Below are 13531 nucleotides of genomic sequence, written 5' to 3'. Positions count from 1 at the left end.
ACACGCACCATGCCGCTGGTCAAGAGATCACACCTCACTCGGCTGGCTCAAGCTCTTCCTCATCCTCTGTCTGCTGCTCTTCTTCGCCAAACCAGAAATCCTCGTTACCTGCGCCTGTGACCGGTTCATCAAGCAGCGGATCTTGCTGTTGTTCGGGGTCTTCGCGCATTTCGACAAGGATGGTGGACACCGTTTCCACGACAGGGCTTTCTTTCTCGACTTGATCGTCGATCAGATCGCGGATCGGACCGCCTTCTGGCCCGATTGAATCGATCGGCGGCGAGATCACGGCAACACAGCTCGCCGGGTCGATCAGCAAACAACCATTGATCGTCGAAAGCTGATCAAAGGTGCCGGGTACGCCGACAAGTCCGACCGCATCTATGCCCGTTGCCGTATCAATCACACCATTGATTACGATGCCGACATCCGGGTTCATCGAGCTGACAGTCAGCGTATTGGCGACAATGCCGCGGCGGTCATCAAAGCCCGTGCCCGCGCCGCTATTTGCGATAAAGACACCGCTGTCGACATTGAAGGTTATGTCTGACCCGATGATGTATCCATCCGGACGCGCGATTGCAGGGGCAAGCGCCAGCAAAGCTTCTGCATCGGCAAAGCTGAGGCCAGGAATATCGGCAATATCCGCAGAACCCGCTGCGATGATCGCATTCGCGCTAAGGCCAATGCTGCCCGCAGGAGCGCCATTGCCGTCGGCCACCTGGAGCGTGGCCGTTTCAGCATCGATCGTGATCAGATTTAACGCATCGATGGCGAGGAAATTGTCTGGCGTTGCGCCGGTGACAATCAAACCGCCGGTGAGGTTCACATCATTGTCAGCCTCAAGCAAGAGCCCGCCAAAATTGGCGATATTGCCATCGTTTAACGTGCCGGTGCCTTGCGCGACCTGAACATCGAGATCGCCGATATTGATATTGCCATCACCCGTGGTCACGCCAATCGCAGCGATGATCAGATCGCCGCCGCTGTGGACACGCGAAAATTCATCATTATCGAGCTCAAATCCCATCGAAGTACCGGCGGCTCCGCCAAGCTGAATATCGCCTAGTGTCGCAATCGAGATTTCCGTCGTCCGATCACTCTGGCCCAGCGCCCCGCCTGTACCGATGGCAATGTCTGCCGACAGTGTCTCAATGACATTGCCCACTGCGACCGCGTCGATCTGGATCAGATTATCCGCCGTCATGGAAAGGGTGCCCGCCGCATCAACCAACGAATTGATCAGGATATCGGCCGCCGCTGTGATCGTGATATCACCGCCGTTGATCGTGGTGATCTGCTGAACACCCTGAACCCCGGACGGTAGGCCAGCGCCGGGAGTTCCGGAACTCGCGGAGGCATTCAATGTGGTTGATCCCCCGCTTTGCAGGAATATGTCGCCGTCAGCGAAAATGCCCTCGGTCGTCAAATCACCGCTGACCTCGATCGTGATATCGCCAGCTGTCGCATTGGCAGCAGCAGCAAGATCGCCGTTCGAACGCAGCAGAACGCTCTGCCCATCCGCACTGACAAGTCCGGTGAGTGCCGCATCGTCGGTGACCGCAACATCGCCGCCGCTTGCTTCGAGAGTTGCGGTGACACCTGTGAGCGTCTGAATGGTGATCCCGCTATCAGCCTGAACCAGAATGTCTCCGCCTGCCCCGCCCTGAGCCGCGTTAAGCGCCGCAACAGTGGCGGAGCCGCCGGTGAATATCCGGACATCGGCGCCTCCTGCGATTGTACTGGCCGTGATATCGCCGCCCTCAATCGACTGGAGCAGAATATCACTCGCCGCTGTCAGCGTGCCCGCGTCAATCTGATCTGTTGCGGTGATCGTCATTGCGGTTCCGGCGCTTGCATCCCCGATGGAAACGCCGCCTGCTCCGGCATCAATCGTAATGACCGAACCGGCATCTATTGTCTGACCAAGGGTGGCTTGTTGCGAATCCAGAATTACGCTGAAAGCCGATTGCAGATCATTAAAGATCAACGTCCCGCCGCTGGTGATGTTGATCTCGTTCGCGGCGAGAATATCATTCAGCGTCACATTGCTGCCCGCGACGATGGTCACCTGTGACGCATCAACCGAAATATCGCTGAACGTGGCCGTAGTGGCCGCGCGGATATCAACATCGCCGCCGCTGACAATATTGGCGCCAGTGACAGAACCATCGCTGGATTCAAGCGAGACACCTGATGCGCCAGCAATATCGCCCGTCGCAGTCAAAGCGAGGCCTGCGAAGAAATCGATATTTCCGCCAGCATCCGCCGAAACCAGATCGATCGCTCCTCCGGCGGTGGCGGTAAAGTCGCCGCCCTGAACATCCGCTGTGCCAAAGGCGATATCGCCAGACGCATCCATGGACAGACTACCAAGGATGTCGGTTGCGCCCGACACGCTGATCGAACCAGCCGCCTCTAGGCTGCTCGGCCCTGTTCCAGCGGTAATGTTGGTGCCGGTAATGTTCAGATTGCCAGTCCCGGGAATGCCGACTGGCGAACTCAAAGTGGTAAGCAAGGTGACTGTCGAACCCGCAATCAGATTGACGAAATCAATCTGGCTGCCAATCACATCGATGAAGCCGCCTGCGGTTGAATTACCAAGATCAACCACGTCGCCTACGATGAAGATATTCCCGCCGGTGATGATGGAATTGAGGCCAGTGGTCACATTGCCGCCAGCAATTGCCGTGAAATCGGCATCGGTTTCGGCGTGATCGATAAAGATTGAACCCGCCGCACCAAGATTAATAGCGGTCACCGCGTCAATCCGGTCGCCATTGATACGGCCGCCCGCCTGAAGAGCGACGGATTGCGAACTATCGATCGCATCGAAAATGATATCACCGCCAGAGCTCGCCGTGAAATCGCCGTTCTGCGAAACCAGTGTGCCGAATCCGATACCGCCGCTCGCATCAAGAGCGATACCGCCAGCGACACTGACCATGCCCGAACCATCGATATCACCAGCATTTGCGGTCAGCGTAAGATCGCCGCCCACACTGCCATTGTTAAAGTTGATGGAGCTGCCGGAAACCGATGTGTCACCTGCGCTAATCGCATTGCCGATAACCGGGGTGCCTGCCGCAGACACAGTGATCGCGTTTGCGGCATTTAGCGTGCCTGTTGCGACCACATCGGCTCCGCTGGCAAGATTGATGTTCGAACCCGTAAGCGTTTCAGCGGCAAAAGCGATGCTGCCGGGCTGACCGGCATTTGCGTCGTTAAATGACAGGGCAAACAGATCAATTCCCGCACCAGAAGTCGCCGCCTCGACCAGCGCGATATCGCCGCCAGCATCAACTGCGATATCATCACCGGCAAAAACCGCCGCGAGGCTGGTGCTGCCAATGCTGCGGATGGCGACATCTTCACCGGCATTCAATGTTCCGGCCACGGTCACATCACCGCCAGCCAGAATGGCAATACTGCCCGCCGTTGGAATTCCCGTTGAATTGGCCGCTGAAACCAGCGCAACATCGCGTCCGCCATTCAACAGGATATCGCCCCTATTCGTGGTCAATATGCCAGCCGATAGATCGCCCGCAGCGCCGCCTGCGACAAGGCTGATCTGGCTGCCGATGGCAGTGTTGGTGATGTCACCGACGCTTAATGCACCGGCGCTCGTGATGGCATTCACGCCCCCGCTTGCATCGATGTTGCCAATCGAAATGGTCTGCGCGCTCAATGATACTGCGCCGCCGCTATCGATATCGCCCGGTCCTGTATTCGCACCAATGGTACCGCCGGTCGCAGCCAATGTAATTCCACTTGGCGAAAGCAGGCTATCGAACAGGATATCGCCTGCGCTGCTCAAATCGATGGTGTCTGCGTCCACTGCGCCCAGCGCGATCAGCTGCGCATCTACTTGCACCGCGCCAAAGGCGGTCAAATCGCCTCCATTGGCAGAAGCCGCCGCAAGGATATCAATATCGTTGCCCGCATTGACGCTGGTAAAATCAGCCGTGGAGGAGGAAACGACCGAAACATTGTTCGCTGCGGTAATATCGCCGAGCACGACCGCTCCGCCATCAAGCGCCACGTTGTTTGCGGAATCGGTCAGATCAAGCTGCGCCAGTATGCCTGCGGAGATCGACACATCGCTCGCCGGAACAATCAGGCTGCCGATACGCGCGATGTTGCCGGCTGTGATGTTTACATCGCCCGATCCGACTGAGAGTAGACCGACGTCGATTGATCCGGGCACATCGAAGAAAGATTCCAGGTCGCCGCCGATCGTGTCGACCTCGGTCAATTGTCCGCCTGTGAAAATCTGAGCCGCATTCAGGTCCTGCCCGACAGTGATACCTACATCTGCGGTGCTGCTGAGGATCGCGGAACCGAGCAGGCTGCCTGCCGCATCGATCGCAATTTCATTACTGGTAATCGCAGCATCGCGCAGATCGATATCGCCGATCAGGCTGCGCACTCTAAACGAATTCGAGGCGTTCAACGTGGTCGCGATGCCATCGGTTCCCATCACAATATCGTTGCGCGTGGTAATACGAATATCGTTCGCGTTCACTGCCCCTTGCTGAATAATCAGCTGGATCACGTTATTGTTGCTGTTCTGGCCAATCTCGATGACGTTATCGGCCATGATATTTCCAAGGCAGATATTGCCTTCCAAACAGCTTGCCGAGAGCAGTCCTGCATCATTGTCCTGAAATCCGCCTGCACCCGGCGCATCGTTGATATCAAGCGCGATCGAGCTTGCCATGATCATGCCATCGAGGCCGTCAATCGCATTGGCGCTGGCAATGACCGCGCCTGTATTGGCGTTCAGTGTGCCGTCGATCACCAGCGACGCAATCGGTGTTGCCGGAACGCTGAGCAGGTCGATCACACCGCCTGCATTAAGCTCAATCGCGCCGGCTCCGTTGAATGGCAGGCTTGGATCAGGCGCGAACAAAGGATTGATCGCGCTTGTCAATGTGGCGCCTGTTTCCACGATGATATCATCGCCGGTCTCGACAAAGATCCGGTCATTCGCGCGGGTCGCCGATCCGGTCGCAAAAATCGCCGCTCCGCCTGCACGCACGGCCACGTCACCATAGGAATCGACCGTCCCCGTAATTGTCGCATCGGCGAAATTATCGAAGCTCAAGACCGAAGCCGCAAACGGATCCCGTCCGGCGCTTATCGAAATACCGCGAATGTTGGAGACGCCCTGCGGGCCGGTTGCCGATGCGTTGTTCACTGTAACGCTGCCGCCGCCTTCGATTATGATGCCGGGGATCGCCCGCACATCATCGACGCCGATTGAACCAGATGCCAGCAGGAACACTTCGAAACCGGACAGGATCGACCCTGCGGATGCATCAATCGATCCATTGGCCAAGGCGTTGATATTGCCGATCACATCAAGCGAGAGAGTGCCAGCTGCATTGTTGGTATGCGTGACGACAATGTCGCCTGCCGCATCCAAAATCGTTTGCCCGCCCACCGTAATGCTTTCTGCGCCGTCCAGCAGCAGTGTGACATCGGCATTCAAAGACGTGAGGGTCAGATTACCAACAATGTTTCCAGCGCCAAGCGTGACCGACGATCCGGTCAGGGAAATGTCATCTCCCGCTGTAAACGAACCAAGCGTCGGTGTGCCGTTATTTGCCGTTACGGAGATGTCGAAATTCGCCTGCGCGTTGCCGATTGTTGCATCGCCTGTGGTCGCTGCGGCGATGACAGATTGCGTACGCGAAATTGCTCCAGCGACATCTATCGAAGCCGCATTCAGCGTGAGCACGCCATCAGACGCGAGGGTTCCGCCGCTTAGCGCGCCGCCAATCGTGAACGTCGCTGGACCCAAAAGCGCATCGAAAGATGCAATCGCCGCGTCGCCGCCTACGGTCACAACAGTGCCGGGGCTGATCACGTTTGAAACAAGGTTTCCAGCAACAAGATTGCCCGTAACATCGAGCGACAATTGATTGCCCGCCGTTGCATCTCCGATGGTGGCATTGCCCAGCGATGTCACCGTGATATCCGATGAATTGGCCGTGCCATTTACCGTCAGATCACCCGCAGTGAGCGCCGCAGCCGATGTGAGCGAGATCCCAAACGTGTTGCTTTCAACATTGCCGATACTCAAATCGCCCGCTGTCGATTCAATTGTGACCGGCCCGAGTTCGGTTACCGAGACATTCCCCAGATCAAGAACTTCTGCCGCAATGGTAACACCATTGTCAGACACAATATCTCCGCCCGAGATCGTGGCGCTGCCGATGTCGATGCCGCGACCAGAGGTAAGCGATGCAAAATCGACATTCCCGGCCGCCGTCAGGTCAATCGCAATCCCGCGAATGTCCCGGCCCAGCGCGTCAACCGCGCCCAGGGTGATATCGGTCCCTGCGTTCACGGTAAGGATGCGCGTGGTGACATCGCCCAGGGTAACCGATGTGCCCGCTGTAAAGCTTGAACTGGAGGTAAGCTGATCGGTGGTGACATCACCGCCAACAATCGCGCCCGCTGCGTCCAGGCTCACCGTGTTATCACCCGAAAGCGCGGAAAAAATGATATCTGCGCCCGCAACAAAAGTCAGGGTTGAAACTGCCGATGCCGAATTGAAAGCAATGTCACCGCCAGCATTGGCTGTGAATGCTGCACCCGCATCGAGCGATCCAAAACCGATATTGCCGGCTGCGTCCAAATCAATCAGGCCGCCAACAGCAATCGCTCCGGTACCAGCGATGTCCCCGCTTGCGGCGTTCAGCGTAAGCGTGTTGGTCACATCACCGGTATCGAGGATCACAGACGCGCCGCCGATGGTCGCAGAACCGGTCGTGATGACATCGCCGATATCCGAGATAGCGGCCGCAGTGATGGTCAGATTGCTGCTAATGTCGAGCGCTTCGATCGTTACGTTTCCGATCGTCGAGGCAATGCTGGTAATGTTGCCATTGGTCAGCGAATTCAACGTTACGCTCGCGCCGCTGATATCGGTAAGAGCCGCACCGGTGAAATCCGTGCCGATAAGGTCGCCCGCCACATCAACCAGCAGCAGGCCATTGGAAACGATCGATCCGACCGTCGCATTGCCTCCAACCGTCATGTCAAAACCGGGGCTGGTCGCGCGTGCGATCAGATTGCCAGCAATCAGATTGCCGCCAATGTCGAAATTGGCGCTGGCGTTAGCATCAAGATCACCCATCTGCGCATCGCCCGGTGTCGTCAGCGAGAAACTGGCGCCCGCCAAAACATTGCCAAGGGTGGCAGTTGTCGCCGAATTAACCGCTGTCGTCAGTCCCGACGTAAGATCGCCGGTCGTAATTTCGCCAACGCTTGAAGTGAGAGTGATCTGCGCGTTCACAGATTCTACCGCGCCGACATTGATGCTGGTCGCATCAAGAGTGGTCACACCGCCGCCGGTAAAGTCCCCGCCGCTCAGCGCGCCGCCGACATTAATATCGAGCAATGCAAGGCTGGATACATTCGAAGTCGCCGATCCGATATCGGCATCGCCCGATACCGTCACAGAAAGACCCGGACTGACCGAGTTTGACGAAAGCGCGCCGGTGGTCAGATTACCTGTGATGTTGAGGTTCAGGTTACCCGCAGACGATACGTCGTTTACCACGGTGTTGCCGCCTGTGGCCGTGATCGTAAGAGAGCCGGACGTCACAGAAATATCGCCGGAATCAACCCCGCTGCCAGCGGTAATATTGGTCAAACCGTTGGCGGTCAGCGAATTCAGGCTCACGACACCCGTTGCATCAACACTCGTCTGATTGCCCGAACTGATCACACCGATGCTATCGACGTTGCCAGCGGTCGCATCCAGAACGAGGAAGCCAGCCAATTGGCCATTATCCAACGCCACCGATGTGCCCCGGAAAGTCGATACGGACCCGCTATTGGCAGTCGTCGCAGTGCCGACCTGCACAGCGCCGGTCGCAATCGCGCTCAGCGTGTCAGCTGCGTCAATCGCTGCAACAGTCAGATTGCCGCCTGCGTTAAGAGTGACACTGTCATCGACTGATTGCGCGATACCGGTAAGGGTGATGTTGCCGCCCGCTGTCAGGACGGTGCTGTCCGATCCGCCGCTGCCTGCCGGAGCGCTGTTGATCGCATTTACACCGGAAATGTCACCAGCCGCGATCAATTCAAGCAGCCCGTTCGTGATATCGAGAGTGGCAAATGTGATGTCGGTCGCTGAATTGGCCGAAAGGCCGTTATCCGGGCTGACTGTGCCGTTGAATGCGATGGCACCGATTGTGCTGGTCGCTGCAAAGCTGCCATTCACGGTCGCATCTGTCACGATTACGCTGCCACCGGTCAGGATTACATTGCCCGTATTGGTGGTGACCATATCGGCGATATCGATCAGCCCGGTTGTCGTGACGGTGATGTTGTCAAACGCCTGAAGCAGGTTTGCATCGACCGTCCCGCCCGCATCGATCACGATGTTATCGTGCGTATCAATTGTCCCGCTTAACGTGATGTCACCGCCGGAAATGAAGGTCATGCTTTCATTGCCGAGGGAATCTGTGCCGGTCTTAAGGGCGGACCCACCGAGGATTCCAGACCCACCATTGGCGTTGATGCTGCCACCGGTGGTGATCACGCCAAAGCTCACAATCCCGGTTGCATCCAGATCAATCGCACCGGTTGTGGTGACATCGCCAATCGTCAGATTACCCCCAGCCGCATTGGCTGTCAGCGTTCCGTCAATCGTGCTGTTACCCAGCGAAATGGTTGGACCAGTCAGGCTCACATCACCTGTATCGGTGGTGGTAATAGCCGCAATATCGATGGACGTTCCGGCTGTCGCAGTCACATTGTCAAACGCGATCAGCTGCGCTGCATCGATCAACCCACCTGCATTGAGCACAATGTTATCGTGACCATCAATCGATCCGGAAACCACAATATCGGTCACTGCGGACACATTGAATGTCTCGTTACCAATAGTATCCGTGCCCCGCTTTGCCAGCGAACCGATATTGGCCGCTGCTGCAGAACTGATCAGGATATCCTGATCGGTGGTTAGGTCCGTAATCCCGATATCGCCGACAGTGCTGACAAGATCAGTCGTCCCAGCGACCCCGATGGTCCCGAGCAAAATCTCTGCCGCGGTCACGATCAGATCACCCTGAATGTCCGCCTGCCCAATGTCGGTAAGGCCGGCCACATCAATGATCACGTCGCTTGCAACGCCATTGATGTTAAAGCCGGTCGTGATCGCGTCAGTCGCAAAAGATGCTGCTGTGATCTCGACATCATTCACCGTGCTGAATGACGATACAGAGACATCGCCGGTCGCCGTGATTTGGACATCGCGCGGGCTGCCGGAATTGATCGCACGATCACTGCTCGCAAATGTGCCGGTTACATTCGCACCAGAGGTGATGAATACGCCCAAAGCGGCCAGATCACCAAAGTTCACATTGCCCGGCGCATCAACGGTCAAAGAGCCATTGGCATCAACGGTGCCAATCGTAATGTCACCCGATGTCGCGGTTAGCGTAACCGCATTGCCCGCCGATGTGTTCGCTACCGCGCTGTCGATGGCGATCGAGGCACCGCTGATAACGATATTCTGCCCGTTGGCGACACCGCTAAAGTTGGAAACATCGCCAACATCAACCGCGCCTGTCGCGGTGGCGACAACCCCCACCCCCGTGAGCGAGCCGGTCGTCAAAGAGCCGCCGCTGGTGATGGTCAAATTATCCTGAGCGCGCGTATCGCCCAGCACCATGTCACCGCCTGAATTGATCACAACCGATTCAACGCTGACACCGCCGCCCTGGGTCACCCGGACGGTGCCAGCATTCAAAGTTGTGCCAGCATCGATCAGGATCTGGCCATCATTGACCAGAATATCGCCAACATTAATGGCCTGCGTCGCATCCAGATCAACGCCGGAGAGCGAGGTAAGCGATCCGATTGATCCGCTGGTAATGCTTCCATTCGTCGCATTGAGCGTCAGCGCGAATTCGCCAGCGTCGAAAATATTGTCATTTCCGGCCACGATCCGATCAAATGCAATATTTTGCGCAGTGATCGACACTTCGCGCGTTGCATCGATGATCGTCGCGTCGCCAGCAGCGAAATCGCCCCCGGCGCTTGCGGTAAAGTCATTGCCCACGCTGATCGAGATGACGCCGGATGCGTTGTTCAGATGCGCCGCCGTGATATCGCCGCCAGCGATAAGATCGGCGTTGTTGCCGACTACAAATTGTCCATCGCCATCAAAATTAAACGCGATATCGCCGGTGACGTCCGCTGAAACATTGCCGGTAACGGTGATGGGGCCGCTGTCGCTTTCGATGATAAGTGACGGTCCGCTCGCAGGCGCAGCTACGCCGCTTGTTGTCACGAAAAGCGACGCCATCGTAATCAGGCCCGCCGGATCAGCCGAACCGTCGATAATCGAAATCTGACCGCCAGTGGTCGTGCCCGTCACGGTTCCGGCACCGCCAAATGCGCTCGCATCAATCGACACATCGCCAAGAGAGATTATGCCGGGACTGCCATCGAAGGTCAGGATCGAAGGAGTGCCGCCAACGCCAGAGCCGCCATTCCCCTGCGCGCCAATTACCGTCAGACCGTCATCGCCGCCGATGCCTCCGGTACCGCCGCTGCCGCCTGCTGAAAGGTTTATCAGATCGGGGCTGGAAATCGTTCCGCCCGCCGCGATCAATAAAGGCGAACCGCCGACACCCGACCCGCCAGCTCCGCCATTTCCGGCGATCCCGCCGCTGCCCATATCGATGCCGCCGCCGACGCCGCCGGTTCCTCCGTTACCCGAGGCAAACAGGCTGAAAAACCCGCTGAACCCGGTCAGATCGAGCGTCGCGCCGGTTTGCGCTTCGACCGAAACGGTGCCGCCGGTCCCGTCGCCACCTGCGCCGCCAGTGCCCGCGCTTAAACCGCTGAAATTGAATGCACCAGCACCGCCCGCGCCGCCAATTGCATCTGAACGCAAGGCAAACTCGTCGGAATTGTAGGTGAAGGTCGCACCCGTACCGGCGATGATGAAAGCAGACGTACCGCCAGTTGCCGTCCCGCCCGCGCCGCCATCGCCGCTATCGGTCAAGGATGCTTCTGTGCCGCCAACACCGCCAGCACCGCCCGCCGCGCCGGTATCGATAAACACATCCGCAGCATTACCAAGCAGCGCGCCCGCGCCGCCGATTGTGAAGGTGATATCGCCGCCCTGCCCGGCGCCGCCTGCGCCGCCAGCGCCGCTAAAGCCGCCTTCGCCGCCATCGCCGCCTGTACCGCGAGCGGTAAGGAAGAGATCGATCACATTGGGAATATCGACGGTGCTGTTGAGGATGATCGTGCCGCCGGTACCGGTCCCGCCAACAGACCCGTCTTCAAAGAAATTGCCCCTGCCACCAGCTGCGCCAGCGGCGTCGGTCGAAACACCAAGGAATTGAAGGTCCAAATTGGCCGCATTGTTGATTGTAACTGTGCCGCCCGTTGCATCGTTTGGCGGAGTAGCAGCGCCCTGCGAACCCGCTGTGGCGACAGCATCGACAACAATCCCCAAGGACGGCGCGGAAATCAGGCCGCCATTAAGATTTAAGTTGGCCGTACCACCCAGGGAATCGCTGCCGATTTGCGGCGGTACAGGTGAAAAACTGCCGAACGGGTCCTCTGCGGCATCCGCCGTCGCAGTAAGCGAGATGAAAGTTGCCGCTTCGATGCTGCTGTTCTGGCCATCGAGTGTGAGATTGATCGTCCCGGCGGTGGCAGACCCTGCCTGGAAACCTCCATAGCCAGCCTGCGCGCCTGCAAAGAGTTCCAATTCGGCGCCAGAGATCAATTCGCCGCCTTGAGAGACATTGATATTGATCGTCCCGCCCACCGCATCGCCGCCCACTCCGGTCGGAGCAGTATCATTGATACCGTTGGCATCGACCCTCAGCCGCAAGTCCCCCTCGACAATAAGGCCGCTTATGCTGACCGCATCATCGCGGCCCGCATCGTCAACCGTCAGGTTGATTATGCCGCCATTCGGTCCGTCGCCCGCTGTCGCGCTGAAATTGCCGTTGGCCGCTATGTTCGCGCCGGACGTGGCGGCAATTGAGATCTGTTGTTCGGCAAAGGCGCTGACATTGACGTTCTGATCAATGGACCCGAAATTGATGTCCGAGCCCTGCCCATCAGCGGCAATCGAAATTGCACCTGTGGCACCTACAAACAGGTCCGAGTTATAATTACCCGCACCCAGAGTGATGTTGCCCGAATTCGCGACCGACCCGTCGCCCGCTTCCAGAAAGATCACGCCATTGCTGGCAGTGGCGACAGAGGCATCGTCATACCCGATGTTTCCGCCAACCAGCATGTTCACGGCGGCATCCTGCCCCTGAACGAAAAAGCTTATTCCGCGGTTTTGATCGTCAACCAGAGTCGGCCCGCCGCTCGATCCGGTGTGAACGATCCCGTTTTCATCCGACGTCCCGACTGTCACCAGGACTTCGAACAAGCCTTCGGCAAAGGTTACACGCGCTTCTTCTGCGCCCACATAACCAATCTTGTCGCCTGCTCGAACGGTCCCGCCTTGTTCGATGCGCGGTGCAAGAATAAGCACATCATTGAGCGCATCTATCGACGCACCGCCCTCGATGATTACCGCCGTATTTGGCTCTGCGACGCCGGCAAAATCGACAATTCCAGTTATCGCGCTGAGCTCGCTGCTGGTCAGGATCAGACTGCCGATATCAAATGTCGCAGTCGAACCGACGATGATCCCGCCCGGGCTGTAAAACCAGATGTTACCGCCCCGTGATCCCGACAATGCATTGCTGGTGATATTGCCGTCGATGCGTATCGCGCTGTCAAGACCGGGCGTGAAAATCCGGTTCAGGACGGTGTAATTGCTCAAATCGCTCGTAAACAGCAGGTTGCCGCCTGCCGGAAGAAAATCGACCGTGTTGCCTACCGATCCAGCCGCATTGGTCGTCCAATTGATGATCGCCTCGTTGACGAAGATGTTAACGATATCCACCGCCGCGCCGGGGATGAAATCAACCTCGCCGGCGAAGTAATTGGCTTCGGCAAGAACGTTGATGCCGGTCGTGTTTGTGTCACCCGGCAGCGTTGCCGGCGTGCTCGATGCAGCTGTAACCGGCCCTGAAGCAGAAGCGATACCTGTCGGCTGGATGTTCAGCTCTGCAGGCTGCGAAGGCGGTGCACTCTCAGCTTGAGGCAGCGCCGGCGCGCTTAGCGTTACGCCCCGTTCTATCATCATCCGCTCGGTCGCGATCGGGGTCGGCAATGTGCGCGTCTGCACAGGAGGCTGGCCCGCATTTGGCCGATTGGCGAGCGCATTCAATTGTTGCACAGTCGCAGGCGCGCTGCGCGCCATGGGTTGATCCATGGTGACGCGTGATGACATCACGGGGCCGGATTGCGCCGCTGCCGGATCGGAAAGCGTCGCTGTCATCGCAATTGCTGCGGCGAGGATCGAACCGGAACCGAGCCAGCGTTTTCGCCGGGTCGCATGGGTTCCTTCCGTAACCTTACGGACATTCTGTGCGGCGCTGTTCTTCGCGTTCATCATTTTGTTCCCCAAACGTCATGC

1 protein-coding gene is annotated in these 13531 nt (G+C 57.8%); it reads right to left on the bottom strand.

Translation table 11 applies throughout. The features are described 5' to 3' along the window. Nucleotides 1-34: 34 nt before the first annotated feature. Nucleotides 35-13510 (bottom strand): hypothetical protein, encoded by a 13476-nt coding sequence (locus FGU71_RS10405; protein ID WP_142788505.1) that lies wholly within the window; start codon nt 13508-13510, stop codon nt 35-37. Nucleotides 13511-13531: the final 21 nt, after the last annotated feature.

Origin of the sequence: Erythrobacter insulae (assembly GCF_007004095.1) — a bacterium.
In the GTDB taxonomy this organism is placed as follows: domain Bacteria; phylum Pseudomonadota; class Alphaproteobacteria; order Sphingomonadales; family Sphingomonadaceae; genus Erythrobacter; species Erythrobacter insulae.
The sequence above is the reverse complement of the archived record's forward strand: the minus strand, read 5'-3'. Positions and strand labels throughout refer to the sequence as shown.

Bases quoted from the DNA above. Each gene is read 5' to 3' on its own strand.
- FGU71_RS10405 (WP_142788505.1), bottom strand. From the start codon at position 13,510: ATGATGAACGCGAAGAACAGCGCCGCACAGAATGTCCGTAAGGTTACG.